The 25882-nt window shown below is 53.0% G+C and carries 22 protein-coding genes and 1 pseudogene; 18 read left to right on the top strand and 5 right to left on the bottom strand.

The features are described from left to right. Positions 1–40: 40 nt before the first annotated feature. From mutL to ACPXV9_RS01345, 12 genes are all read left to right on the top strand, one after another. Positions 41–1891: a DNA mismatch repair endonuclease MutL gene (gene mutL / locus ACPXV9_RS01400; RefSeq protein ID WP_423893936.1), complete on the top strand. Its 1851-nt coding sequence runs from the start codon at positions 41–43 to the stop codon at positions 1889–1891. Positions 1892–1893: 2 nt separating this feature from the next. Continuing rightward, complete coding sequence (gene miaA, locus ACPXV9_RS01395; RefSeq protein ID WP_423893934.1) at positions 1894–2850, top strand: tRNA (adenosine(37)-N6)-dimethylallyltransferase MiaA; 957 nt, start codon at positions 1894–1896, stop codon at positions 2848–2850. 144 nt (positions 2851–2994) lie between these two features. Next, positions 2995–3255, top strand: coding sequence for an RNA chaperone Hfq (gene hfq, locus ACPXV9_RS01390; RefSeq protein ID WP_423893932.1), 261 nt, complete (start codon positions 2995–2997; stop codon positions 3253–3255). A 141-nt stretch (positions 3256–3396) separates the two neighbouring features. Further along, positions 3397–4725 (top strand): ribosome rescue GTPase HflX, encoded by a 1329-nt coding sequence (hflX, locus tag ACPXV9_RS01385; protein WP_423893930.1) that lies wholly within the window; start codon positions 3397–3399, stop codon positions 4723–4725. Between the two features lie 197 nt (positions 4726–4922). Beyond that, a complete protein-coding gene (gene hflK / locus ACPXV9_RS01380; protein ID WP_423893929.1) occupies positions 4923–6071 on the top strand; it encodes an FtsH protease activity modulator HflK in 1149 nt (382 codons plus the stop codon). A 2-nt stretch (positions 6072–6073) separates the two neighbouring features. Further along, the gene (hflC, locus tag ACPXV9_RS01375; protein WP_423893927.1) at positions 6074–6949 is read left to right on the top strand and encodes a protease modulator HflC; all 876 of its coding nucleotides are present in this window, start codon (positions 6074–6076) and stop codon (positions 6947–6949) included. Positions 6950–7117: 168 nt separating this feature from the next. Beyond that, positions 7118–7303: a DUF2065 domain-containing protein gene (locus ACPXV9_RS01370; RefSeq protein WP_423893925.1), complete on the top strand. Its 186-nt coding sequence runs from the start codon at positions 7118–7120 to the stop codon at positions 7301–7303. 24 nt (positions 7304–7327) lie between these two features. Continuing rightward, the gene (locus ACPXV9_RS01365) at positions 7328–8509 is read left to right on the top strand and encodes an ATP phosphoribosyltransferase regulatory subunit (RefSeq protein ID WP_423893923.1); all 1182 of its coding nucleotides are present in this window, start codon (positions 7328–7330) and stop codon (positions 8507–8509) included. Positions 8510–8576: 67 nt separating this feature from the next. After that, the gene (locus ACPXV9_RS01360) at positions 8577–9872 is read left to right on the top strand and encodes an adenylosuccinate synthase (protein ID WP_423893921.1); all 1296 of its coding nucleotides are present in this window, start codon (positions 8577–8579) and stop codon (positions 9870–9872) included. A gap of 174 nt (positions 9873–10046) precedes the next feature. Beyond that, complete coding sequence (locus ACPXV9_RS01355) at positions 10047–10409, top strand: response regulator (RefSeq protein ID WP_423893919.1); 363 nt, start codon at positions 10047–10049, stop codon at positions 10407–10409. A gap of 86 nt (positions 10410–10495) precedes the next feature. Next, positions 10496–11419 carry an acyltransferase gene (locus ACPXV9_RS01350; protein ID WP_423893918.1) on the top strand — a complete coding sequence of 308 codons (924 nt, stop codon included), beginning with the start codon at positions 10496–10498 and terminating at the stop codon, positions 11417–11419. Positions 11420–11502: 83 nt separating this feature from the next. Then, the gene (locus ACPXV9_RS01345) at positions 11503–12108 is read left to right on the top strand and encodes a LysE family translocator (RefSeq protein WP_423893916.1); all 606 of its coding nucleotides are present in this window, start codon (positions 11503–11505) and stop codon (positions 12106–12108) included. A gap of 57 nt (positions 12109–12165) precedes the next feature. Here the strand turns inward: ACPXV9_RS01345 and ACPXV9_RS01340 are convergent, their stop codons facing one another. The 3 genes from ACPXV9_RS01340 to ACPXV9_RS01330 form a co-directional block, all read right to left on the bottom strand. Continuing rightward, complete coding sequence (locus ACPXV9_RS01340; RefSeq protein WP_423893914.1) at positions 12166–12531, bottom strand: hypothetical protein; 366 nt, start codon at positions 12529–12531, stop codon at positions 12166–12168. A gap of 704 nt (positions 12532–13235) precedes the next feature. Next, the gene (locus tag ACPXV9_RS01335) at positions 13236–13844 is read right to left on the bottom strand and encodes a PepSY domain-containing protein (protein ID WP_423893913.1); all 609 of its coding nucleotides are present in this window, start codon (positions 13842–13844) and stop codon (positions 13236–13238) included. Positions 13845–14038: 194 nt separating this feature from the next. Next, the gene (locus tag ACPXV9_RS01330) at positions 14039–16369 is read right to left on the bottom strand and encodes a TonB-dependent hemoglobin/transferrin/lactoferrin family receptor (protein WP_423893912.1); all 2331 of its coding nucleotides are present in this window, start codon (positions 16367–16369) and stop codon (positions 14039–14041) included. A gap of 155 nt (positions 16370–16524) precedes the next feature. Between ACPXV9_RS01330 and ACPXV9_RS01325 the strand changes: the two genes are divergently transcribed. The 6 genes and pseudogenes from ACPXV9_RS01325 to cobN all read left to right on the top strand — a co-directional run bounded on the left by ACPXV9_RS01325 (position 16525) and on the right by cobN (position 23261). Continuing rightward, positions 16525–17208 carry an energy transducer TonB gene (locus tag ACPXV9_RS01325; protein WP_423893910.1) on the top strand — a complete coding sequence of 228 codons (684 nt, stop codon included), beginning with the start codon at positions 16525–16527 and terminating at the stop codon, positions 17206–17208. 30 nt (positions 17209–17238) lie between these two features. Next, positions 17239–17772, top strand: a pseudogene (locus ACPXV9_RS01320) (MotA/TolQ/ExbB proton channel family protein); the annotation flags it as partial. A gap of 182 nt (positions 17773–17954) precedes the next feature. Then, the gene (locus ACPXV9_RS01315) at positions 17955–18338 is read left to right on the top strand and encodes a biopolymer transporter ExbD (RefSeq protein ID WP_423894315.1); all 384 of its coding nucleotides are present in this window, start codon (positions 17955–17957) and stop codon (positions 18336–18338) included. A gap of 30 nt (positions 18339–18368) precedes the next feature. Further along, the gene (locus ACPXV9_RS01310; protein WP_423893909.1) at positions 18369–18932 is read left to right on the top strand and encodes a MotA/TolQ/ExbB proton channel family protein; all 564 of its coding nucleotides are present in this window, start codon (positions 18369–18371) and stop codon (positions 18930–18932) included. After that, entirely contained in the window at positions 18919–19224 is a 306-nt protein-coding gene (locus ACPXV9_RS01305; protein WP_423893907.1) for a DUF2149 domain-containing protein, read from the top strand. Before ACPXV9_RS01310 ends, ACPXV9_RS01305 begins: the two co-directional genes overlap by 14 nt. A gap of 26 nt (positions 19225–19250) precedes the next feature. After that, complete coding sequence (cobN, locus tag ACPXV9_RS01300; protein WP_423893905.1) at positions 19251–23261, top strand: cobaltochelatase subunit CobN; 4011 nt, start codon at positions 19251–19253, stop codon at positions 23259–23261. A gap of 25 nt (positions 23262–23286) precedes the next feature. On the opposite strand, the gene ACPXV9_RS01295 is transcribed toward cobN, so the two are convergent. Continuing rightward, a complete protein-coding gene (locus ACPXV9_RS01295) occupies positions 23287–24672 on the bottom strand; it encodes a sensor domain-containing diguanylate cyclase (protein WP_423893903.1) in 1386 nt (461 codons plus the stop codon). Positions 24673–24786: 114 nt separating this feature from the next. Next, positions 24787–25743: a sensor domain-containing diguanylate cyclase gene (locus tag ACPXV9_RS01290; RefSeq protein WP_423893902.1), complete on the bottom strand. Its 957-nt coding sequence runs from the start codon at positions 25741–25743 to the stop codon at positions 24787–24789. Positions 25744–25882: the final 139 nt, after the last annotated feature.

The raw sequence follows: 25882 nt of genomic DNA, 5'->3' as shown, positions 1-25882 counted from the left end.
CGCGATACGGCGCGGTGATGAATGTTGGTAAAAAGTATTTATGTCAAAAATCAAATTGTTATCCCCGCGTCTGGCTAACCAGATTGCGGCCGGCGAAGTTGTTGAGCGGCCCGCATCCGTAATTAAGGAAGTGCTGGAAAACAGTCTCGATGCCGGCGCCGATCGGTTGGATGTGGACATAGAAAATGGCGGCATCAAATTGATGCGGGTGCGCGACAACGGCAAGGGCATCGATAAAGACGATCTGCCGCTGGCGTTGAGTCGTCACGCCACCAGCAAAATTTATCATCTGGATGATCTGGAAGCGGTTGGCACGCTGGGGTTTCGCGGCGAGGCGCTGGCGAGTATCAGCTCCGTGGCCCGCCTGACCCTGACCAGCAACACCGGCGAGGCCGGTTCGGCCTGGAGTGTTAAAGCCGAGGGGCGGGATATGCAGGCCGAAGTGACTCCGGCGGGGCATCCTCAGGGCACCACGGTGGAAGTGCGGGATCTGTTTTTTAATACGCCGGCGCGCCGCAAATTTTTGCGCACCGAAAAAACCGAATTCAATCGCATCGAAGACATCATCAAGAAGCTGGCCATGTCCCGTTTCGATGTGGGTTTTTCCCTGCGTCACAATGGCCGGGTGATTCACAACTGGCGTGCCGCGCAAACCCAGATCGAACAGGAGCGACGTGTCGCCCAGATCTGTGGCCCGGCGTTTATGGAAAATGCGGTGCACATCAATGTGGAACGCACCGGACTGAAATTGTGGGGGTGGGTAGCACTGCCAACCTTTTCCCGCAGTCAGGCGGATTTGCAGCACTTCTACGTCAACGGCCGTGCCATCAAGGACAAGCTGGTCACTCACGCCATCCGTCAGGCCTATCAGGATGTGCTGTTTCATGGCCGCCATCCGGCCTATGTGTTGTACCTCGAGTTGGATCCCGCGGTGGTGGACGTCAACGTTCACCCCACCAAGCACGAAGTGCGTTTCCGGGATGGCCGGGTGGTGCACGATTTTATTTTCCGCAGTTTGCATCATGCGCTGGCCGAAGTGCGGCCAGACGATCAATTGCCACAGGGGCAGGATTTCAGTCACTCGCCGGCACCGGCGACGTCCGGTGTGGCGGCGGGTGAGTTCGGGCCACAGGGCAATATGAGTTTTCAGCAGCGAGCTGAGGCTCCCGCGCCGGCCAATTTTTCCATTGCCGATCAGGCCCCGGCCTATCAGCAGTTGTACGGTCGTAGCGACAACGGTTTTGCTTCACCGGGTTCGCAGGCGGCTGTTCCGAGTCTGGCGGAACTGGAGCAGAACAATGAAGAGATTCCGCCGCTGGGCTACGCCATTGCCCAGTTAAAAGGCATTTACATTCTTGCGGAAAATGCCGAGGGCTTGATCGTTGTCGATATGCATGCGGCCCATGAGCGGATTACCTATGAGCGCATGAAGCAGGCGGTGGCCGAAGAAGGCTTAAAGGCGCAGCCGATGCTGGTTCCGGAAACGGTTGCCGTCAGTCAGAAAGAGGCCGATTGTGCCGAACATCACGACGAATTGTTTCGCTCGCTGGGGTTTGAATTGCAGCGGGCCGGGCCGGAAAGTCTGCTGATTCGGCAGGTGCCGGTGCTGCTCAATAACGCCAAGGTGGAGCAGCTGGTGCGCTATGTGCTGGCCGATCTGGTGGAGTACGGCATGAGTCAGCGCATCGACAATCACATCAATGAGCTGCTGGCGACCATGGCCTGCCATGGTTCGGTGCGGGCCAATCGCCGGCTTACTATTCCGGAAATGAACGCCCTGTTGCGTGATATGGAAGCCACCGAGCGCAGCGGCCAGTGCAATCACGGTCGTCCTACCTGGACACTGCAAACGCTCGATGAGCTGGACAAACTGTTTTTGCGCGGGCAGTAATCATGGCGTCTGATAAGCCCAAGGTGCTGTTTCTGATGGGGCCGACCGCTTCGGGGAAAACCGATCTCGCCATGGCCATGCGCCAGCACCTGCCGGTGGAGTTGATCAGTGTCGACTCGGCGCTGGTATATAAAGGTCTGGATATTGGATCGGCCAAACCTTCTGTCGATGAGCTGGCCCTGGCGCCGCACCGACTGCTGGATATCTGTGATCCGGCGACCCCTTATTCGGCCGCAGAGTTTCGCGAGGATGCTCTGCGCGAGATCCGCGATATTCATCAGGCCGGTGCTATCCCGCTGCTGGTGGGCGGCACCATGATGTATTTCAAGGCCTTGCTCGAGGGGATGGCGGATATGCCGGCGGCGGATGCCGCAGTTCGCGCCGAGATTGAGGCCGAGGCCAGTGTCCATGGCTGGCCCTACGTGCATGAGCAATTGCGTCTTGTGGACCCGCAGATGGCAGCGGCAATCCACCCCAATCATTCCCAGCGTTTGAGTCGGGCGTTGGAGGTGTATCGCAGCAGCGGCAAAACCATGACCCAGTTGCGGGCAGAGCAATCACAGTACCACTTGAATCAGGATTATGACGTGCGTCAGGTGGCTCTGCTGCCGAGGGATCGCAGCGTGTTACACGCCCGTATCGAACAGCGCTTTGATCTGATGCTGGACAATGGCTTTATTGAAGAAGTGCAAGGCCTGATGGCTCGCGGTGACTTGAATCCGGATCTGCCGGCCATTCGCGCAGTGGGGTATCGTCAGGTCTGGGAATATTTGGCGGGTCAATGTTCCCGAGAGGAGATGCGGGATAAAGGCATTGCCGCCACCCGCCAGTTGGCCAAGCGCCAAATTACCTGGTTGCGGGGGTGGCAGAACGCCAATTTCGTCTATATTGACTCTGAGGACGGTAAGATTCGCAAAAAAGTGTCAATGGCTGATGAATTATTGAACTTTTTCCGGTGAATTAGTCCTATAATGCACATGCGCCTGTTTCGGGCGCATTTGTCAGTTATGTTACATTTACTAGCGCCGCCGGATGCGAGAACAACAATACCGGTTTTTGGCGCCATAGCACGAGTTGTGCTTTGACTTCTTAGGAGAACAATTATGTCAAAAGGACATAGCCTGCAAGACCCTTACCTCAACGTTCTGCGCAAAGAGCGTATCCCTGTTTCCATCTATCTGGTTAATGGCATCAAGCTGCAAGGTCAGGTCGAGTCTTTCGATCAGTTTGTGGTATTGCTGAAAAATACCGTCAGCCAGATGGTTTATAAGCACGCCATTTCCACCGTTGTGCCATCGCGCCCGGTTCGCGTGCCAATGATGAACCCGCAAGCCGCCGACGGCGGTGAGATGGGCGAAGCCTGATAAACGGCTTGACCTCGGCCGCGTCTTTTGGGGCGCGGCAGATGGCTCAGGCAGACACGCCGTCTGCCGTTGTTCCTTCTTTTATTCTATTGCCCGACGCCCTCTGGGCGACCAATGTGTCAGGGCTATCTTGGTGTAAAGTTGTTTTTTGAACGTCCCGAATCTGGTGAACTGGCGGTACTGGTGCATCTGGACTTCCCTCAAAGTACCGACCCCGATGACCCCCGAGAATTTGAAGAGCTGGTGCTCTCCGCCGGTGGCGACCCCGTAGAATTTATTACCGGCAGCCGCGCCACTCCCAATGCCCGCCTGTTTATTGGTACGGGTAAGCTCGAAGAGTTGAAGCAGGCCGTGCAATTGCACGAGGCCAAGCTGGTTATCTTCAATCACAATCTGTCGCCCTCTCAGGAACGCAATCTGGAGGCCGAATTGGAATGCCGGGTGCTGGACCGCACCGGACTGATTCTGGATATCTTTGCCCAACGCGCCCGCACCCACGAGGGTAAGTTGCAGGTGGAACTGGCGCAGTTGCGTCATATGTCGACTCGTCTGATTCGCGGCTGGACCCATCTGGAGCGCCAGAAGGGTGGTATCGGTCTGAGGGGGCCGGGTGAGACCCAGCTGGAAACCGACCGCCGTTTGTTGCGTGGACGCATCAGTCTGATTGAAAAACGTCTGGACAAGGTTCGTAAACAGCGTGATCAGGGACGTCGTTCGCGCCAGCGCGCTTCGGTGCCCACGGTATCGCTGGTGGGCTACACCAACGCCGGTAAATCGACCCTGTTCAATTGCATCACCGAGGCGGGCGTCTACGCCGAGAATCAATTGTTTGCGACGCTGGATCCCACCATGCGCCGCATCGAGTTACCGGTGATAGGCACCACGGTGCTGGCCGATACTGTGGGCTTTATCAGTCATCTGCCTCACCGTCTGGTTCAGGCCTTTCGCGCGACCCTGGAAGAGGCGTCCAATGCCGACTTGTTGTTGCATGTGATCGATGCGCCAGCCGAAGAGCGGGCTCGCAATATCGAACAGGTGGAGGAAGTGCTGGAAGAAATCGGTGCATCCGATTTGCCGCAACTGCGTATCTACAACAAGATCGACCTGATCGAAGACTTTGTGCCGCGCATTGATCGCGATGACACTGGTCAACCGGTGGCGGTGTGGCTGTCGGCTCAGGCGGGAACAGGCATTGACCTGTTGTTTGAGGCCGTGGCTGAGATTCTGGGTGAGGATCGCATCAACAATACGTTGTGTATCCAGCCTCACGAGAGTCGCCTGCGCGCCAGATTGTATCAGGCCAACGCCATTGTCTCGGAAAATTATCAGGATAATGGCGACTGCCACATTGAATTAGCGATTCCTCGCCCCGAGTTATTAAAGATACTCAGTGATGAGCAGATTCCGCTGGAGCAATTAAACTGGGTAGAAGTAATGGATAATCTGGCCGGGAAAGAAGACTGGGAATGATTCTTCCTGTGTCATTGTGACGATCGAAGAGAGGAAGAATCTCTTCAGGGGAGATCCTTAACATGTGTTCGGGATGGCCTCTGCAAATAAATTATTGTAAGCCTCTGTGTGCAAACGCAGTGGCTTTGCTAGAATCGACTCTTTGCTGGTCCTGACCGATTGGCGTGAAAAATTAATAATATCAACGGAGATAGACTATGGCCTGGAATGAGCCTGGTGGAAACAATCAGGATCCCTGGGGGGGCAAGGGTGGCAATAACGATGGCCCGCCTGACCTGGATGAAGCCCTGAAGAAGCTGCAGGACAAAATCAACGGCATTTTCGGTGGTAATTCCTCCGGGGGTGGCTCTGGTGGTTCCGGTTTCAGTGGTGCCTCCATTGGTCTGGTCGCCGTGGTTGTGATCGTGGCCTATTTCCTGATGGGCATTTACCAGTTGAACGAACAGGAGCGTGGTGTGGTGTTGCGTCTGGGCGTTTACAAGGAAACCGTGGGCCCCGGTCTGCACTGGAATCCACCGCTGATCGATTCGGTCACCAAAGTCAATGTCACCCGGGTGCGGTTGCACAGCTCCCGTGGCCTGATGCTGACCGAGGATTTGAACATCCTTGAGGTCAATATGTCGGTTCAGTACCGCATCAATGACGCCTCGGACTTTGTACTGCAGGTGCGTGATCCGGAGCGCAGTCTGACTCAGGCCACCGAGAGTGCGCTGCGTCATGTGGTGGGTTCAACCACCATGCACGAAGTGCTGACCGAAGGTCGTGAATTGCTGGCACAGGAAGTTCAGACCCGTCTGCAGGATTACCTTAATGGCTATCAGACCGGTATTCAGGTCGAAACCGCCAACGTGGAAGACACCAACCCGCCTCGCGAAGTACAAGCGGCGTTCGATGACGTGAACAAGGCGCGGGAAGATGAAGAGCGCCTGAAGAATGAGGCTGAGGCCTACGCCAACGGCATCATCCCTGAAGCCCGTGGTAAGGCTCAACGTGTGATCGAAGAGGCCAGTGCCTACCGTGAGCAGGTGGTGGCCCAGGCCGAAGGTGAGGCAAAACGCTTTGAGCAATTGCTGACCGAGTACAAGAAGGCGCCGCAGGTTACCCGTGATCGCCTGTATCTGGATGCGGTTCAAAACGTGATGGCCAACAGTTCCAAGGTGATGATCGACGTGGAAGGTGGCAATAATATGCTTTACCTGCCGCTGGACAAGATTGTGAACTCTTCTTCTGCCCCCATGGCTACGCAGCAGATTTCACCGGATGTGGTACGTGAAATCAGTAACCGCGTAACCGACCAGTTGCGTCGTGAAGCCATTAATAACACTCGCCGCAGGGAGCTTCGTTAATCATGAATAATAAAATGTTCAGCATTCTGATCAGCGTCGTAATTGCTCTGGCGATTATTGGTAACACGTTGTTTATTGTGAAAGAGACCGAGCGTGGCGTGATGCTCAAGTTCGGTAAGGTGGTTGATAACGATCTGCAACCCGGTTTGCAGTGGAAGCTGCCGCTGGTGCATGAGGTTCGCAAGTTTGATTCCCGTATCCTGACGTTGGATGCCCGCCCTGAGCGTTTTCTCACTGTTGAGAAAAAAGGCATGATCGTGGATTCCTTTGCCAAGTGGCGCATCAAGGATGTAGGTACTTACTACACCGCCACCAACGGTGAAGAGAGCCGCGCCGAGCGTCTGTTGGCCCAGCGCATCAACGAAGGTTTGCGTAACCAGTTCGCCAAGCGTTCCCTGCACGAGGTGGTCAGCGGTGAGCGTGATCAGCTGATGATTGATTTGACGGTGGCGTTAAACAATTTCGCCAACACCGAGCTGGGTATCGAGGTTGTGGATGTGCGGGTTAAACGCATCGATCTGCCGGATCAGGTGAGCGAGTCGGTATTTAACCGGATGACTTCCGAGCGTGAGCGTGAAGCCCGCGAGCACCGTTCCAAAGGTAAGGAGCAGGCGGAAGTGATTCGCGCCGACGCCGATCGTCAGCGCACCATTCTGGAAGCTGAGGCCTACCGTGAATCCGAGCTGATTCGAGGTGAAGGTGATGCCAAGGCAGCGGCCATCTACGCGGCGGCCTACAACAAGGATCCAGAGTTCTATACCTTTGTTCGCAGTCTCAATGCCTATAAAGAAACCTTTAAAGGCAAGGACGATATTTTGCTGGTGGACCCCGATAGCGACTTCTTCCGTTATCTGAACGACAGCAAAGGTCGTAAGTAAGTCGATATTAACCCCACAACGGGTCAGGATTGATTGTTCTCTGACCAGCAAAAAGGGTATAATTCATCAAGCCGGGCTCATCTGAGTCCGGTTTTTTTATGTTCAGGACGAACGGTATGCCGTGAGAAGCAGGACGTCGTTAGCGGCGGTGTTGGAAATAGAGGGTGTATGTGGGAAGAACTGGGAAAGGCTTTTTGTTTGATGCTGGTATTGGAAGGCATCATGCCGTTTCTCTATCCCAACCGCTGGCGCAATCTGGTGGCCCAGTTGGCTTTGGTGAAAGACTCCCATCTGCGTTCTATGGGGCTGTGCAGCATGTTGCTGGGTGCAGGCCTGTTGTACCTGCTGAAGTAAAGTATTTATAGGGTTTCAAGAAATATGACCTACGCGGAACGTTGGTTGTTGCCGGATGGCGTCGAGGATATTTTGCCGGAAAAGGCCGCGCGGATAGAATCCATGCGTCGCAGCCTGCTCGATCTCTATGGTCGCTGGGGCTATGAGATGATCATCCCGCCCATGGTCGAGTACACCGATTCGCTTTTGATTGGTCTCGGTCAGGATATTGACCTGCTGACCTTCAAAGTGATGGATCAGTTGACCGGCCGCACCATGGGCATTCGCGCGGACATTACCCCGCAGACCGCCCGCATTGACGCCCACAGCCTGCGTCGCGACGGAGTGTCGCGCCTGTGTTACGCCAGTCATGTGCTCTACACCAAGCCCAAGTCGCCGCTGGGTACCCGCTCGCCGCTGCAGGCAGGGGTTGAGCTCTATGGTGAGGAAGGTCTGGGCGCCGACGTTGAGGTGATGTCCCTGTTGTTGTCCTCCCTGCAGGAAGTGGGGCTGGAAAAACTCAACATGGATCTCGGCCACGTGGCGATTTACCGCGGCCTGGTGGAGGCTGCAGGCCTCAATGATTCCCAGGAAAAAGAATTTTTTGATTTGCTCCAGAGCAAGGCAGTTACCGAGCTGAATGCCTGGGCGGATCAGTTGAGCGTGAACGAAGATGCCGCGGCCATGTTGAAAGTGCTGCCGCTGCTGGCAGGTGACCGCACGGTGTTGGCCAGAGCGCGCGATGCCTTGTGGGGCGCTCCGGTCAGTGTCGCCAAGGCGCTGGATGAGTTGGATGCGGTTGCCGAGGTGCTGGAACAGCGTTACCCGCAGGCGGATCTGTATTTTGATCTGGCTGAACTGCGTGGCGCCCGCTATCACACCGGGTTGGTGTTTGCGGCCTTTGCGCCGGGTTATGGCACGGCACTGGCTAACGGTGGTCGCTATGACCACGTGGGCGGTGTGTTTGGTAATGGTCGTCCGGCCACCGGTTTCTCGGTCGACGTCACTGCACTGGACCAATTGCTGAGTCACGAACAGCAACAGCAGAGCGCGATCTTTGCGCATTTCAGCCCGGATCCGGAACAGTGGAATGCCATTACCGAGCTGCGCAAGGCGGGTGAAAAAGTAGTGACCGGTTTTGCCGGTCAGGAAGTGAAAGATATTACCATCCGCTGTGATCGACAGCTGGTGTTGAAGGACGGCCAGTATCTGGTCGTCGATTTGTAAGCGTTTTTTGTAATCTTATTTAGCTGTTGTAAAGCTAGATTCCTTTCAAGAGAGAGTTATTAAAGCCATGGGCAAGAATGTTGTTGTACTGGGTACCCAGTGGGGTGATGAAGGCAAGGGCAAGATCGTTGATCTGCTGACCGATCAGGTTTCTCTGGTGGCGCGCTTTCAGGGTGGTCACAACGCCGGTCACACACTGGTGATCGAAGGCAAGAAAACCGTATTGCACCTGATTCCGTCCGGTATTCTGCGTGAAGGCGTTACCTGCATGATTGGTAACGGCGTGGTACTGGCTCCGGATGCTTTGCTGAAAGAAATGGCTGAGCTGGAAGCCAATGATGTACCGGTGCGCGAGCGCCTGCGTCTGTCACCTTCCTGCCCTCTGATCCTGCCTTATCACGTGGCACTGGATCACGCCCGTGAAGCGGCTCGCGGCAACGCCAAGATTGGTACTACCGGCCGTGGCATTGGTCCCGCCTATGAAGATAAGGTCGCGCGTCGCGGTCTGCGTCTGGGCGATCTGATGCACCCCGAGCGTTTTGCTGAAAAGCTGAAAGACGTGATGGCCTATCACAACTTTGCTCTGACCGAATATTACAAAGCCGATGCTCTGGATTACGATGCGGTGCTGAAAGATGCTCTGGCCTGGGGTGAAGAGCTGAAGCCTATGGTGGCTGATGTGACGGCCAATCTGCACGAGGCCCGTGAGTCCGGTGAAAGCATTCTGTTCGAAGGTGCCCAGGGTTCGCTGCTGGACATCGACCACGGTACCTACCCGTTTGTGACTTCTTCCAATACCACCGCTGGCGGTACCGCTACCGGTTCCGGCTTTGGCCCGCTGTATCTGGATTATGTTCTGGGTATTACCAAGGCCTACACCACCCGTGTTGGCGGTGGTCCTTTCCCGACCGAACTGTCTTGCGAAGTGGGTCAGCATTTGGGTGAAAAAGGTCACGAGTTCGGTGCTACCACCGGCCGTCAGCGTCGCACCGGCTGGTTCGATGCCGTTGCCGTGCGCCATGCGATTCGCATCAACAGTATTTCCGGTATGTGTCTGACCAAACTGGATGTACTGGACGGTCTGGAAACCGTTAAAATCTGTGTGGGTTACCAGAACGCCGAAGGCCAGCAGATTGAAGTGCCTTACGATGCCGAGGGTTGGGAAGGTATTGAGCCCATCTACGAAGAAATGGCCGGCTGGAGCGAAAACACCTTTGGTGTGCAGAATTGGGATGAGTTGCCAGAAAATGCCAAGGCCTACATCAAGCGTCTGGAAGAGCTGACCGGCGCGCCGGTTGATATTGTTTCCACCGGTCCGGATCGTGTAGAAACCATTGTACTGCGTCATCCGTTTGACAGCTGATCGTTCGCTGGCCCGGGGTGACCGAGGCCAATGACCCAAAAGCCCTGCTTTGAATTGTTCACAGCGGGGCTTTTTTATATTGTTATCCGTCAGCAACAAAAGCAGATGATAATTTGCAGCTGATGGGATATTTTATCCTCTTGTGTAATGACTGATGAAAGGTGTGAGTTAGGAATGGCCAATATCCTGATCGTTGATGATTCTTCTTCCATGCGCCAGATGGTGGCTTTTACCCTCAAGTCGAAAGGGCACAATGTCACGGAGGCGGCAGACGGCAATGCGGCGCTGGCTCAAGCCAAGCGCAGTGCATTCGATCTGGTGATTACCGACGTCAATATGCCGGGCATGGATGGTCTAGCCCTGACCAAGTCACTGCGCAGTGACTCCCTGTGTAAAACGGTACCCATTCTGTTGCTGACAACCGAAGCCTCAGCGGATAAAAAAGCTGAGGGGCGTGCAGCAGGTGCAACCGGTTGGCTGGTGAAGCCGTTCCACCCGGATTCGCTGATGGCGACCATTGCCAAGGTTTTACGATAAAGATCCTTCGCGGCTCCTCAGGATGACATTAATCCATTATCGTCATTGTGAGCGCAGCGAATCAATCTCAAATTGCTAGGTTATAAATGTTTTCTTTTCTCCCCGCGCCCTTGCGTGCCCTGCTGGCTTTCACCATTTTGCTGGCCAATATTCTGTTTCATGCGCCGTTTCTGTTTCTGGTAACGCTACTGCGGATACTGCTGCCGGTATTCGCCTGGCAGACATTCTGTACCAAGGTGGCCATCGCCATTGCCGAGAACTGGATGAGCGTTAACTCATTCTGGATGTGGCTGACACAGCCTTTGCAATGGGATGTTGAAGGGGTCGAAAAGCTGGATAAAAAACACTGGTATTTTGTCACCTCCAATCATCAGTCATGGGCGGACATCTTTATCCTGCAGCATTTGCTGAATCGTCGTATTCCCATGCTCAAGTTTTTCCTGAAACAGGAATTGATCTGGGTGCCGATCATGGGCTTGTGCTGGTGGGCACTGGATTTCCCGTTTATGAAGCGTTACACCAAGGAGTATTTGGCAAAGCATCCGGAAATGCGCGGCAAGGACTTTGAAAGTACCCGCAAATCCTGTGAGAAGTTTCAATACACTCCCGTTGCCGTGTTTAATTTTCTGGAGGGAACGCGATTTACTCCGGCCAAGCATCAACAACAGGACTCACCCTATCGTCACCTGTTAAAACCCAAAGCCGGTGGCATGGGTTTTGTGCTCGGCGCCATGGGGGATTCGATGGACAGTCTGGTGGATATCACCATTCACTACCCGGATAACCAACAGCCCGGCTTTATGGATTTTCTGTCTGGCAAGGTGAACAACGTGATTGTCCGGGTGGAGCAGAAGGACATCCCCGCTGAATTTCTCGGTAAAAATTACTCCGAGGATGAAGAGTTCCGTAAGTCATTCCAGTTGTGGGTATCAGAGTTGTGGCAGGACAAAGACGACACCATGGAACGTCTGCATGAGTTGTCTGTCGAAAAGGGCTGGTCACAGTCGTAGCGGATTCGGTTGCGCTACACTCTGTTATTTTTCTGCATTTTTAATGGTTGCCGGTGCACTCAGTGTCACCGGCTTTTTGGTTTATGGAATTATTTTTAGCGATATTACTGTTTGCGTTTTCGGCAACGGTCACCCCGGGGCCGAATAACATTATGATCATGAGCTCCGGTCTCAATCATGGTGTGCGCAAAAGTTTGCCCCACTTCTGGGGGATCTGCCTTGGCTTTCCGGTGATGGTAATTGTCATCGGTTTCGGCCTGGGTGTGGTGTTTGAGCTGGTTCCGGTTCTACACACCGTCATCAAAGTGGCGGGCATTCTTTACCTGCTCTATCTTGCCTGGTTGATTGCCAACAGTGCTCCGACAGCACTGGATGGCAAGCGAAGCAAACCCTTTACGTTTATTCAGGCCGCGCTGTTTCAGTGGGTCAACCCCAAGGCCTGGATTATGGCCACCGGTGCTGTTTCCACTTATTCCTCGGTGGGCAGTGACATTAATCAGATCACTCTGATGGTGTCTCTGGCTTTTCTGATCGTGGCTCTGCCCTGTGTCGGTTTGTGGATGTGTTTTGGTGTGTGGCTGAAAGGGGTGCTTAAGTCTGCGGCTCATCAGCGCGTGTTCAATATCTCCATGGCGCTGTTGCTGGTGATTTCCATCTTGCCGGCGATTTACGATATGTTGATCGGTTAATCCGCCCAAAGACTCCAGGGCGGATTAACGGTTGGTGGGATAGAGCGGCAGCTCTGATCAGTTTAGAGTTTTGTTAATCTGCTCTTTTAATTCCATTTTGCCCAAGGCCGCCTGAACTTCCACTTCATCCACTTTGGTTTTGGCGGAGTCGGTGGCTTCTTTAAGGTTTTCTTCCAGTTCCATTTGTCCCAGTTCAATGTGTTCTGCAATTGAATTGATCTTGTCCTTGGCTTCAGAAATTTTGTTGTTCAGTGCTGATTTGGTGGCTGCAATCGAACTCTCAGCTTCTGAAATCAATTCTTCCGCGTTATCAGATGCATTCATTTGCGCCAGATGCGCTCTCACCTTGGCGGTATCAATTTCGGTTTTGGTGTCGTTGATCATGGCTTCGACTTTGCTATTTACAGTTTCAATAATGCTCATAATGGTTTCCCTACTTGTGGTTGGTTATTTAACGATGAGCACTATAGGGCAGCCTATCAGGGTGGTATGTGCCTAGACGTGTCGTAAATGTGTTATCTGTACCTGATATGGGCTTATTGGGTCTTGGTTGGGTATTACTCTGCCTCTCAGACTGGCGAGAGCTTGAGGCAAATCAAGCCCGCCGATTTAATGGCAGATTGTTGTTGCAATGATGGCTGTATTTGGTATAAATGATAATTATTATCGTTCGCATGTAAGGCTTCGGCGGCGAACTTCCGACTCGGTCAAGTGGAGCAGAGAATGAATGTCATAATAGGATTACCAGGGTCTACCCTACTCAGAGAGATGATTCGCGATGCTGAGTGTCAGAAGGGGGGAGGTAAGCTTTCGAAATCTGCATCTCGCAGTAAGAAGTCCCGGGTGGTTGCCCTCAGGACGACAAAAGCTCGATAAAAGCTTAAAAAACTATTGCAAATGCGAATCGTTATCATTAATATTGATTGCAAGTCGCCGCTGACTTCGACAGTTTGGCAGCGACCTGACGATTTGGCGTGTTACGCCTCACTAGCGTGACATTTCACCGGATCAGTCCTCTGATAGCCCACCTTAATACCGGATCGGCGAATGCAGATCCGGTTTTTTTTGCCTTAAGTAAATGTCAAAAATAACGATTAAAAGTAGCGGTCAATAAAAGATTGGGTGTGCTAAGCGCTGCTCCGTCCCCTGGCAAGGTAAGTGCTCAGACCCAGCAGAGTCAGAGATAGCAGACCAATAAGTCCGAGGATACCCAGAGCCAGATTGACACCCTCCCATTGGGTCCATTGCAAATAATGAATGTGATACAGGGTTTCAATGACCTCCCGATCCCGGCCACGTTGGTTGAGACTCAGAGTATTCCAGTTTAGCGTGATGACAACGCCCGTACTGGTGTAAGCAGTGAAACCATCTACCCGTTCAATCGTCCCATAACGCTCCGGGTTAGAGTGCAGCGCATCTCCGATCAAGGCGCTGACTTGCTGTGTGGTGGGTGCCGCTGCGGGTAGACGGGTGACGGGATCGTATTGCCTGAAACCTTCGTTGTTTTTAGCCAGCAGATGCAATCCCAGAACCGATCGTACCAATTTAATCTCTTGCCATTTCTCACCCGGAATAAACTGCACTTTGGATTCCATGGGGTAGGTCTTAACCGGTAATCTCTCATAGGCTTGGTCATAATCGGGTTTGGTCAGGAAGATGACGCCGGTGGCTGCCCAGGCAAGCAGTGGCAGCATCATGATCAGGCCCAGAAGTCTGTGGAGTTTGCTTTGATTCATAGGGGGGCGATGTGGCTTCAAGTGTTGGGGGATGGCAGCTGTCTTATGGCGGACCTGATCTTGTCCTGCTTTTCGGCAACAAGCAATAGCCATGGATCCCGAAACGAAACAAACACAGAACAACTCTTTACGACAGAACCAAAAACGGCAGCCATAAAAGGCTGCCGTTGAAAGTACGCTGATAATCACAAGAATTAAAAACTGTACACAGCGCTCACTGAGAAGTTGCGACCCGGTTGGGTGTAACGATCAATATAATCCTCGGCACCATCGAGACCACCGACCCCTACGCCACGGACGTCTTCATGCACCCAGTATTTTTTATCTCCCAGATTATAAATGCCGCCGCTGATGGTCAGTTGCTCCATGGGTTTATAAAACGCCGTCAGGTCCACCAAACCATAACCGGGGGTGGCAAACTGAACCACATCGGGGTTGGTATCGGTAGAGATGTCCGGCAGGTCACTGGAGTCTTTGCCGTCAACCAGCGTCCAGCTGAGGGTGGATCCCCAGGTGCCATTCGGTGCCTGATAATCCAGACCGAATACGGCTTTTAATGGCGCGATGCTGTTGAGCGGCTCGGTACCCTCCTGATCACTTTTGCCTTCGCCGTCGGCGTAAGCAATGCTCGCGGTCAGAGACGTACCAGATGGTGCGCCGAGGGTTTCATCGAGCCAGACAGAAGAACGCAACTCGATGCCTTTGATGGTGGCTTCGGAAATGTTCACCCGTTGCGTGACGCCATTGGAAAAGTCATCCACACCCGGGCCGTCGAGCAGGTCACCGTCACCGTTGTAATCGTATTGGGTGCCCAGTTCGACAGTATCGATAAAGTTCTTGTAGTCGTTGTAGAAAGCTGAAACTTCGACGCTGGCAACCTCGGACTGGAAGCGCACGCCGACTTCAAACGAATCACTTTCTTCCGGTTTCAAATCCGGATTCGACAGACTCAGATAGTCGCCGCCGTTGCGGGCGTAATACATATCGCCAAGGTCCGGAGTTTTAAAGCCCTGAGCGTATTGACCGAAGACGGCCCAGTCCTGATTGAGCTTATAGACTGCCCCAAGTCGACCGGAAATTTTATCGCTGTCGTGCTTGTCGAACTGTTCGTCAAAGATGGCATCGGCTTTGGGTTTGGCTTCAAACTCATCGTAACGCACTGCGGGAGTCAGGGTCAGGCTGCCATTGAGTAGGCTGATCTGATCCTGAATAAAAATGCCGCGCGACTCGCTTTCAACCTTGGGGTAGTAACGGTTGGTTTCCGGGGCTGAGCTGCCATTGGTGTAAACCCGGCCGGTCTCGTTAACAGCATCGGTATTTTCCCAGTTAAAACCGTAGGTGATGGTGTGGTTGTTGATGGCTTTTACAAACTGGGCTGTCAGCTGCTTGCTGTCTTCTTCGTTGCTGTAGTTATTTTCCCGAGGGCCGTCACCGGACACCATAAAAGCGCCCCAGCCAAAGGGCACAATCGAGTCGAAGGTATTGTGCTCGCTGATGGTTTCCTGCTGGTTGTAGGACCAGGATAGGCTGTCAAATGCCGACAGTCCGGCCTGCCATTCATGCTCGAAGCCGATGCGGGTGCGCTCGTAAGCATCTTCCGAGCGGTTGTCGGAATAGGCAATCCCGTCGGTGCCGGCGGGGTTACCAAAGAAGACACTGAAATCATTAACGTAGTTGCCACGCAGGTTATTGATGTCGGTGTCTATTGTATTCTGCTCAAAGGTCAGACCCACCCGGTGGGCGTCGTTAATCTGGTATTGCAGCTTGGCCAGAATGTTGTCGCTGCGGCTGTCGAGCGGATTGGCCTTGGTGCGCGACTCGCCTTCACCACCAACGCTGCCCTGATTGTCGGTTTCCTTGTAATCGCGGTGGGTGTAAACCAGCAGGCTTTCCAGTTGGCCGCTACGGTTGGCCAGCGTGGCGGTGGTGTGGGTACCTTCGTTTTCACTGGTGTACTGGGTCTTCAGTGAGCCGTAGGAATCATCGCCGCTGGCGGAAAGATAATCGTAGGGATCCTTGGTAGTGAAAGACACCACACCGCCAATGGCGTTACTGCCATACAGGCTCGAGGCCGGACCCTTGACGATGTCGACCTGCTTCATGGCATCAATGTCAAACAGGTTGCGATTGACCTGCTGAAAATCGCCGCCGGGGTTAAAGGCTTTGCTCTGATCAACGCCATCCACCACGATCTTGACCTGATTGCCATCCATGCCGCGGATATTAAAGCCATCCAGGCCAAAGCGGCCGGAGGAGCCTACTTCAACACCGGGCTCATAGCGCAGCATGTCGCGAATGTCGGTGGCGCTGGCTCTGTTCATGGCTTCCTGATCAATGACCGTGACGGTATTGGCCACATCCTCAATCTTCTGCTCGGTCAGTGTGGCGGCAACCGTCACTTTATCCAGCGAGAAGGTATAGCCGGCCTCTTTGGTCTGGTTTCCGATAGGGCTGTCAGCGTAAGAGTTGGCTGCCAGCGCCATGATAATGGCGGCGGACAGTGGCGAGCGTTGGTGCTTGTTCACGATGGTTGCTTCCTTTGGTTTTGTTTTATAGGGCGATCGCTCAACAAGCCGATCGCCATGTTTCAATCGCAAAAATAATAATGATAAAGATTCGTATTTGCAAATAGGAATTATTCGTAATAGGATGGCGCCAGTTTTTTGAGACGGGATAACCCATGAGTTGGCGGTTAATGCTGTTGCTGTTGTCGGCGGCGATGCACTACCTGTGGCTGGCAAGTAATGATCAAGTCAAACCGCTGGAAATCAGCGGGGGTAGTCAACAGTTGCCTGTTTCCATGGCGCTGTCGATGGTGACTATTGAGGCTGCTCCAGAACCAAAGGCTGCGCCCATCAAGCCGCCAGAAAAAAATTTCGACAGGAAGGTCGAGGCGCTACCGGATCCAGCCAGACCTGAAAAACCAGAGCTTGAAAATAAGGTTATTCAAGTAGAGGGCAAGCAACCGGAACAAGTTGTTGAAAAACAACCAGAAGATGTTGCTCAAGAGCCAACTCCGCAGTTGCAGGCAAAGGCTTCGGCGCAAGAGAAAAAGACGGATGTGACGGGTTTGGAATCCTTGCCGGTAGTGAAGCAGGCGGGTTTTCGTAGCAGACCATCGCCGCCGGTTTATCCCAAGTTGAGTTTGCGCAAGCGTCAACAAGGAGAGGCTCTGGTTCAGGCGTTGGTTAATAAGGAAGGTAAGACCCAACAAGTGAAATTGGTGCGCTCCAGTGGCTATCCACTGTTGGATAACTCGGCATTGCGTGCGGTTGAAGGTTGGGAATTTAAAGCGGCACTGGTGGACGATGTGCCGGTCATGGCCTGGGTCGAAGTGCCTGTGGCGTTTCAGATTAACCGCTAGGGTTGGCGGGATTTAAGTAAAGAGTGAGATATGGAGCTGTTAAAAGTACATATGTTGTCGGCGGGACCGGTTATTTATCCGTTGCTGATCTGCTCGGTGTTGACGTTGGCTATTATTGCTGAGCGTTTGCTGGTGGCGCTGTTGTATCGGTTTGGTAACGCTGACCAGGGAAAAGAGCTGTTTAAGCGTGGTGATTTGGCAGGCATAAAAAAAGCCAGCGGCCTGATGGCCGGTTTGCAATTGTTGAATCAGCATCGTGATCAATCCAAAGCGCTGCGCGATGAAATAGTCAGTGTTTGGTTGCAGCAGCAGCGTCGCAAATTACAGGCACATACGCGCTGGCTGACTTTGCTGGGTGCTGTTGCGCCGCTGTTGGGGTTGTTGGGTACGGTACTGGGTATTATCAGCATGTTTCAGAATGTTGCCCATGTGACGGGCCCGGTCACGCCAGCCTTATTAGCCGATGGCATGTGGGAAGCCATGGTCACCACCGCGCTGGGTATGGCGATTGCCATTCCGGCGCTGGTTGCCAGTCAGGTATTTTCCATTTGGGGCGATCATCGTGTTGAGATTATGGCGCAGGTCCTCAATGAATGCTCTTTGTCGCTGGAGCTGGAAGAGTTCGCACAAAATGATCAAAACATTATTAAGCCCGCCGTTTTCCAAAATCAGCCTGAAGGTCAATTGGCATGATTGCCGGTTCGCAAAATGGCGCGGCATCTTCCGGTGTGTCCGCATTTCCGGATATGACGGCGTTGCTGGATGTGATTTTTATTCTGCTGGTGTTCTTGTTGTTGACGGCCAATACCGTCCCCGAGGCCCTGGAGGTGTCGCTGCCTGCCGATAGTGAGGGTCAGGCGCAGAGTCTGATGGTGGACCAGCAGGTCTCTGTCACCTTGTTTAAGGAGAATGATAAATGGGGGCTGGCGGATACCGAATACAGTGGCTGGCACGGTTTTGAATCAGCTCTCTTACAAAAAATCCAGGCGCTGAAAAGTGCGGACAAGCAACCGGAAATCATTATCTCCGGTGACAAAAATGCATCACTGGAAAAAACCCTGAAATTGTTTGCCTGGTTGCAAAAACACGATTTGTCGGCCGCCCATATTGTGATGAATACCTCTAACTGAATTATTAAAAACCATCAGAAGTGAAACACCATGATTAGAAATCTTGAAGAATTAATGTATCAAATATCGGACTTTTTTATGGCGCCGGTTTTGATCCTGTTGGCGATTCTGTTCGGCTACAGTTTGATGGCCAGCGGCGCCTTTGCCTGTCAGGCCTGGCAGCGACGTAAAAATAAAACCCACTATCGCAATGCGCTGAATCATAACGAGTCCGGTGACCTCAGAGGTTATCCGTTGGTTTCCCTTAAACGCGCCAACGCAGAAGTCAGTCGCGATGAGCTGGATGTGGCAGCGCTGGAAGAGATGGAGGGTGTTCGCACCGTGAGTCGTTTGGCGCCGATGCTGGGGTTGATCGCCACCATGGTGCCGATGGGGCCCGCGCTTAAATCCCTGGCCGATGGCAATATTCAGGGGATCAGTGAAAACCTGATTGTGGCCTTCTCGGCGGTTATTTTCGGTCTGGTGATTGCCTCCATTACCTTCTGGATTGCCAGTGTTAAGAAGCGCTGGCTGGCCGCCGAACTGGTGGCCATTTCAGCCAGTGTCGAGCGTCAGGAAAAGTGCAGCGAGGTAGAACTCCGTGAAGTTGCTTGATGAGGACGAAGGCATCAATCCGGCGTTGTCGGTAGTTAATCTGGTGGATGTGTTTCTGGTGTTGGTCGCGGCTCTGTTGATCGCCATTGCCCAGAACCCAATGAATCCCTTTCTGGAAGAAAACGTCACCATCATCAAAAACGCCGGTGAGCCCAATATGGAAATGATCGTCAAACAGGGCAAGACCATCGAGACCTACAAGAGCAGCGGCGAGGTGGGTTCCGGTGACGGCGTCAAGGCCGGGGTAGCCTACAAGATGGCCGACGGTTCCATCGTTTATGTTCCTGAGTAATTTACCTCCAATTTTCTGAGTTCTTTATGCAATCCGTAAATTCTTTTATAGGCCTGTTTTTGGCCTTGATGATGTTGGTGTCTGTGAGTGTGTCAGCGCAATCGGATCGGCACGCGATGCCGGTCAAGCTGGCGGAGCCCGATGCTGGCGCAGAGAAAAATATTCTGTTGGTGTCGATGGGCCATGGCAGTCCGCTGCGCGTTGAAATGTTGCGCTCCCCGGCTGAAAATTTTGGCATGAGTCTGGCGACCCAGTCCGGGCGCGGTTTGAAGACCGAGCACTGGCAACAACTGCTGCAGCGCTTCGATCTGGTGTTGCTGGACATGATCAATGCCGAGCAGAGCCAAAAAGCATTCGGACCGTTTGTGGAAATTTTCCGCCAGCATAATGCCAAAATTATTTCTGTGCGTCAGGCGGTGGACGCGAACACTCAAGTCAATGTCAGTCGCGAGCAGGCGCAGTCGGTGATCGACTATTACCGCAGCGGCGGTAGAGAAAACTATCGCAATATGATGGCTTATATGGCCGCTGATATTCTGCAATTAAAGAGCGCCGCCGATGTTGAGTTTGCGGCGCCGACAGTGCTGCCCAATATCGGTTTGTACCACCCCGATTACCCCGAGCGGGTCACCGCCAGTGCCGAGACCATGATGGCCTGGCTGGCTCCCGCAGCGGCGCAGCCGGTTGTGGCTGTTGCCATGCATCGCTCCGTGATTGAATTGGAAGATGCCAGTGTAGTGGACCAATTGCTGGCGGCCATCGAGCAGCGTGGCGCCAAAGCTCTGGCTTTTTTCTTTGAGGGCGTCGAGAAAAATCAGAACTACACCGACCTGTTAATGCAAAATGGCAAGAGTTGGGTCGATCTGATCGTGGGTTATCGCTCAATCCACTATGTGGATAAGCGCTTGCAGGAATTCACCGAATTGAATGTGCCCGTGATCCATGCCATCAACTACCTCGATGGCGATCGTGATGCCTTCCTGAAAGATCACGCCGGGGTTTCGGGGACCATGACGCCGTTCTTTCTGGTGATGCCGGAATCCAGCGGTGTTATCGATGCCACCATTCTCGCAGCCAAGGGCGACGGTGGTCGCAAGGTGGCCATTGATGAGCAACTGCAAGCGCTGGCCGATCGCGCTGTCAATCACGCGCGACTGAAACATATCCCCAAAGCCGAAAAGAAACTGGCGTTGATGATGTGGAATTACCCACCGGGTGAAAAAAATATTGGTGCCGCATTTTTGAACGTACCGCAATCGCTGGAGCGGATTTCCCGCGCCCTGAATCAGGCCGGTTACCCGGTTACCGTGGAAGACGAGCAGTGGTACATCGATGGTGCGGGCAAGCTGCTGCGTCCTTTCTATCGTTCTGAAGATGCTTCACCGCTGGTGCAGCAAGGCATGGCCGATTATCTGCCACTGTCGGTCTATCAGGCGTGGTTTGAGCAATTGCCGCAGGCGGTTCAGCAACCCATTCTCGATCGCTGGGGTAAACCCGAAGAGAATGCCATGCTGGTGGATTACAAGGGTGAGAAAGTCTTTGTGATTCCGCGCATGCAAAGTGGCAACCTGATTATGCTGCCACAGCCGGGACGGGGGGATACGGCTGAAGAACAGTCGGAGCTGTACCACAGCATGAAGGCCGCCATTAATCACTTTTATCTGGCCGCCTATTTGTACGTACGTGAAAGCTGGGGTGCCGATGCCATTATCCATTTGGGTACTCACGGCTCACAGGAGTGGCTGCCGGGTAAAGAGCGCGGTCTTTGGGCTTACGACCCCAGCAATCTGGCGGTGGGCAATATTCCGGTGGTCTACCCCTACATTATTGATAACGTCGGCGAGGCGATGCAGGCCAAACGTCGTGGGCGCGCCACCATGATCAGCCATCTGACTCCGGGTTTTGCCGCGGCGGGAACCTATCGCGAGCTGGCGGAGTTGCAGGAATTGCTGGCCGACTATACCCAGCTGGATGAAGGTGCGGTCAAAGAGAAGAGTCGCGATAAAGCCATTGCCCTGATGCAAACGCACAAAATGTTGACGGATTTTGGTGTAGATGAAGAGCAGGCCAGAGACAACTTTGCCGAGCTGATTCCTGACATTCAGGATTATCTGCAATCGCTGGCAAGCATGAGTCAGCCTCTGGGCTTGCATACCTTTGGTGATGTGCCACCTCAAGATCATCTCTACACCACCATTGCCCAGATGCTGGGTGACGAGTTTAAAGATCGCGCCGTTAAATTGGAAAATGATCAGGGCTGGACCATTCCTGCCGATCAGAAGATGGATCAGAATGATGCGGTGAAATTGGAAGCTCTGCCGGGCTACCAAACCCTGTCCCGTTTTTTGAAACAGGGTGAAGTTGTAGAAGAAGAGCTTGGTGAAGATTTGGCTAAGGCGAAAAAATATTGGGACAACTTCCAGGGTACTGAAGAGTTACCCAATTTGCTGCGGGCACTGGATGGCGAATTTATTCGCCCCTGTAATGGCAACGATCCCATTCGCAATCCGGATGCGGCGCCAACCGGCTGCAACCTGATCGGTTTTGATCCGGCGCGTGTTCCAAGTAAAGCGGCCTGGGAAGTGGGCAGCAAACTGGCGGAAGACAATATCGCTGCGCATTATGAAAAGCATGGTCGTTACCCGGATAAGTTGGCGTTCTCCCTGTGGTCACTGGAAACCATGCGCCATCAGGGTGTGCTCGAAGCGCAGGTATTGAGAACCATGGGCGTGCGTCCCAAGTGGGCACCGAGCGGTCAGGTGATCGGTACGGAAATCATTCCCTACTCTGAGTTAAAGCGCCCCCGTGTGGATGTGGCGCTGACGGCAACCGGCTTGTACCGCGACGCTTTTCCCAATGTAATCTTGTGGATGGCCAAGGCGATTGACGAAGTGGCCAAGTTAAAAGAAGACAATAATTCTTTGTATGACAACGCCCAGACAATCAAAGCCGGTTTATTGGCCGAGGGCGTGAGTGAAGCCGATGCGGATTATTTCTCCACCGTGCGCATCTTTTCCAACGAAACCGGCAACTACGGCACCGGTCTGGCTTCGGCTACACTCGACTCCGGCAGCTGGGGAGACGACAGCAAAATGACCGATGTCTATATGAATCGCATGGGCTTCTGGTTTGGTAAGGACGCCAAACGCTGGAGTGAAAAAGTCGAGAACGTCGATCTCTACAAACAGGTGTTGTCCGGTACCGATGGGGTGATTTTCTCCCGTTCGTCGAATCTCTATGCCCTGTTAACCAACGACGATCCCTTCCAGTATTTTGGTGGTATTGCGCAGGCGGTGCGGCAGATCGACGGACAGACTCCGGAAATGTTTGTCTCCAATTTACGCAAAGCCGGTGCCGAAAAAGCCGAAACCATGGAGCGCTTTCTGGCCAAAGAATTGCGCTCGCGTTATTTCCATCCGCGCTGGATTGAACAGATGCAAAACGAAGGTTATGCCGGCGCTACGGCGATTCTCGATCGCATGAATAATTTCTGGGGATGGGAAGTGATGGCGCCGGAGTATGTGCACGACGAACAATGGCAGCAGTTCTTCGAAGTGTATGTGCAAGACAGCTACGACATGGGCATCAACGAGTGGTTTGAACAGGTTCACCCCACCGCTCAGGCCCAGTTTCTGGAACGCATGCTCGAGGCGGTACGCAAGGATTACTGGGCGGCAGACGACGACACCGTCAAGGCCATGACCGAGCGCTACATCGAACTGGCCAATCGCTACGATGTGTTTATCGACAACGAAGCGTTTAAAGACTATGTCGATGCCAAGGCTCAGGGGTTTGGTTTGAATATGACATTGCAGCCGCCAGTGGAATCACTGCCGGAAATGGCTCAGCCAACCCAAGCCGCGGCGCAGCAGGTTGAAGGTCAGAAGTTGGAAAAAGTAGAGCAGCAGCCTATGGATAACGACACAGACCTGCAGCTCTATGCGTCTCTGATGGCGAGTGTCTTGCTGATTCTGCTGGGCGTGTGGCAGCAGACCGGATGGAGCTTGCCGGTATCCCGGCAAGCACTGTCAGCTTGATGTCGCTTATGACGCGATGGGGTTGCTATGATTTGAGTTCTCTGGCCGATACCACGCAGTTTCTGCCGCGGCCCTTGGCTTCATAGAGTGCGGCATCGGCCAATAAAAATAATTCGTTGTTGTCGGTCGAGTCGTCGGGATAGCAGGCGACACCGGCAGAGACCGTGGTAGTGATCTCGATGTCGTCGATTGTGGTGCGCAGTTGAGCCACTTTTTGGCGAATCTCTTCGGCTTTCTCCAGAGCCATTGGCTCACTGATGTTAGTCAGTAGTACCAGAAATTCTTCACCGCCGTAGCGACAAACCACATCACCATGTCGACAGTTGTGAGACAGAATGTCGGCGACATTTATCAGTACCTGATCACCGGCTTTGTGGCCAAACCGATCGTTCACCTTTTTAAAAAAATCAATATCCAGAACGATCATGGCCAGTTTGAGATTGGCCCGTTCGGATCGGGCCAGCTCATGGCTGATAAAGTCGTCCATATAACGACGATTATAAAGACCGGTCAGGGGATCGTGGGCGGCCTGTTCCTTGAGTTGGTCCTTGAGCTTTGAAATTTCTTCCAGACGCTGCTGTAATTCGGCGTTAGCTTTTTGAGCTCTTTCTTCTGACAACACCTGAGAAGTGATGTCGGTTGACATACCCAGCAGGCGATCCACCTCACCCTTGTCATCAAACAACGGTACCTTTACCGACCAGTAATGGCGTATACCGGTTTTGGTCACAAACGATTCCTTGCAGGTCACTGTTTTGCCAGTAGCAAAAACCTGAAGATCGGTCGTGGCGAAGTGGGCCGTTTGCTCTTCGCCGATCACATCTATGCTGGGCTTGCTTTCAATTTGCGACAGGGTTTGTTCAAACAGCTCTTCGGTTTGCGGATTGATATAAAGGAAGTTTAAATCGCGATCCTTGACGTAAACACAGGCGCCGATGTTATTTAATATGGTGGATAGAAAAAGCTGTTTCTCTTTCAGTTCCGCTTCGGTGCGCTTGGTTTCTGAAATATCCGTGGAAATTCCAAACAGGCCCTGAAGTTCTCCGGCCTGATTATAGAGCGGGCTCTTGGTTACCCAATAGTAACGGGGTTCCACTTCCCCTTTGCTGTGATTGACTTCCAGTCTTTCGATGGTTTGCTCGCCTTCGATCACCGGCCTGTCGACTTTTTCTCGCAGCTCAAAAGCAGTTTCATCATTAAAAAAAGCGTGATCATCCTTGCCAATAACATCCGTCAGATCTTGGCCAAAGAGATCGCATACCAATCGATTGGCATAGAGATAGCGATAGTCCAGATCCTTGATGTATACATAGGCCCCAAGCTCATCGAGAATGCTGATGAGTTGATCCACCTCCAGTGCGGGATTGATTTGCCGGATGGATTTTGAAGATGAATCGGAAGGGTTCTTCATGGAGGCAGTATGACCTTGTCAATTGCAAACGTAAGAGTGTCTCGACTGAGAGTGTTTGACCTATCGGTTTGTTCAATATAGTTGTCGCTGTGTGTTACAGCCATATCACTTGAATCAGCGTGGTTCCTTGACTTGGTACATGGCTTTATCGGCGGCATCGATGAGGGCGGGGATCGTGGGGTGCAGAACAGGATCGTACTGAATGATGCCCGCTGAAAATAAAATATGGTAGGGCAGGGAATCTGCGCGACAATGTTCATCAATGGCGGCGCGCAAACGAGCAATGGTCTCCTTTGCCTGGGTTAATTCGCAGTCGGGCATCAGGGCAACAAATTCATCACCGCCAACCCGGGCGATCAGGTCGGATTGCCGCAGTGCCTGTTGCAGGTTTTGGGCAAACAGGGTCAAGGCCCGGTCTCCTTCCTTGTGGCCATGGCGGTCATTGATTGGTTTGAATTCATCCAGATCGATATAGGCAAAACTGACCGTAAATTTTTTGCGTCGGCACAGTTGCAGGCATTGCTCTGCCAGCAGTTCGAAGCCGCGGCGGTTGGAGATGCCGGTAAGCTCATCCATGGTGGCGATTTGTATGGCGTTGATTTCAGCCTCCACCATTTGGGCCAGGCTCTGCAGCGCCATAATGTCGCTGTCTTGCAATTGCCGGGGTTGGGTATCGAGCAGGCACAGGGTGCCCATTTTTTCCCCATTGTTGGCTTTCAGGGGTTGGCCGGCATAAAACCGCAATTGGAATGGGCCAGTCACCAATGGGTTGTCGGCAAAACGAGGGTCTTTGGAGGCATCGGGAATGATGTAGGTGTCGTCACTGAGGATGGCATGACCGCAAAGAGAGATCTCCCTTGGCGTCTCGGTAACGTCGCAGCCAACCCGGGATTTAAACCACTGCCGGTGACTGTCTATGAGACTGACCAGTACCGTCGGCACCTGAAACATTTTGCTGGCGACCCGGGTGATTCGGTCGAACCGCTCTTCGGCGGCGGTATCGAGAATATTGAGGCTTTCCAGGGTCGCCAGTCGCTCGACTTCTGAATCGGGGAGGGCCGGTTTGAGCATTCTGTATCAGTCTCTGTATTGGGTGTTTGTTTTTATCTGTTCAAGTATATGGCAAAAATCAGAAAACGCCGGACGGATTGCTGTGTCATATAAATGCAATTAATTCTCAATTGCGTTATTGCGGGTTTGCGGGTATGGT

This window comes from Candidatus Pelagadaptatus aseana (genome assembly GCF_040362265.1).
GTDB lineage: Bacteria > Pseudomonadota > Gammaproteobacteria > Pseudomonadales > Cellvibrionaceae > Pelagadaptatus > Pelagadaptatus aseana.
Note: the sequence above shows the minus strand (reverse complement) of the source record. Positions and strands in the feature narration are given on the sequence as shown.

Coding starts and splice junctions, on each gene's coding strand:
- mutL (WP_423893936.1), top strand. CDS start 41: ATGTCAAAAATCAAATTGTTATCCCCGCGTCTGGCTAACCAGATTGCG.
- miaA (WP_423893934.1), top strand. CDS start 1,894: ATGGCGTCTGATAAGCCCAAGGTGCTGTTTCTGATGGGGCCGACCGCT.
- hfq (WP_423893932.1), top strand. CDS start 2,995: ATGTCAAAAGGACATAGCCTGCAAGACCCTTACCTCAACGTTCTGCGC.
- hflK (WP_423893929.1), top strand. CDS start 4,923: ATGGCCTGGAATGAGCCTGGTGGAAACAATCAGGATCCCTGGGGGGGC.
- hflC (WP_423893927.1), top strand. CDS start 6,074: ATGAATAATAAAATGTTCAGCATTCTGATCAGCGTCGTAATTGCTCTG.
- ACPXV9_RS01370 (WP_423893925.1), top strand. CDS start 7,118: ATGTGGGAAGAACTGGGAAAGGCTTTTTGTTTGATGCTGGTATTGGAA.
- ACPXV9_RS01365 (WP_423893923.1), top strand. CDS start 7,328: ATGACCTACGCGGAACGTTGGTTGTTGCCGGATGGCGTCGAGGATATT.
- ACPXV9_RS01360 (WP_423893921.1), top strand. CDS start 8,577: ATGGGCAAGAATGTTGTTGTACTGGGTACCCAGTGGGGTGATGAAGGC.
- ACPXV9_RS01355 (WP_423893919.1), top strand. CDS start 10,047: ATGGCCAATATCCTGATCGTTGATGATTCTTCTTCCATGCGCCAGATG.
- ACPXV9_RS01350 (WP_423893918.1), top strand. CDS start 10,496: ATGTTTTCTTTTCTCCCCGCGCCCTTGCGTGCCCTGCTGGCTTTCACC.
- ACPXV9_RS01345 (WP_423893916.1), top strand. CDS start 11,503: ATGGAATTATTTTTAGCGATATTACTGTTTGCGTTTTCGGCAACGGTC.
- ACPXV9_RS01340 (WP_423893914.1), bottom strand. CDS start 12,531: ATGAGCATTATTGAAACTGTAAATAGCAAAGTCGAAGCCATGATCAAC.
- ACPXV9_RS01335 (WP_423893913.1), bottom strand. CDS start 13,844: ATGAATCAAAGCAAACTCCACAGACTTCTGGGCCTGATCATGATGCTG.
- ACPXV9_RS01325 (WP_423893910.1), top strand. CDS start 16,525: ATGAGTTGGCGGTTAATGCTGTTGCTGTTGTCGGCGGCGATGCACTAC.
- ACPXV9_RS01315 (WP_423894315.1), top strand. CDS start 17,955: ATGACGGCGTTGCTGGATGTGATTTTTATTCTGCTGGTGTTCTTGTTG.
- ACPXV9_RS01310 (WP_423893909.1), top strand. CDS start 18,369: ATGATTAGAAATCTTGAAGAATTAATGTATCAAATATCGGACTTTTTT.
- cobN (WP_423893905.1), top strand. CDS start 19,251: ATGCAATCCGTAAATTCTTTTATAGGCCTGTTTTTGGCCTTGATGATG.
- ACPXV9_RS01295 (WP_423893903.1), bottom strand. CDS start 24,672: ATGAAGAACCCTTCCGATTCATCTTCAAAATCCATCCGGCAAATCAAT.
- ACPXV9_RS01290 (WP_423893902.1), bottom strand. CDS start 25,743: ATGCTCAAACCGGCCCTCCCCGATTCAGAAGTCGAGCGACTGGCGACC.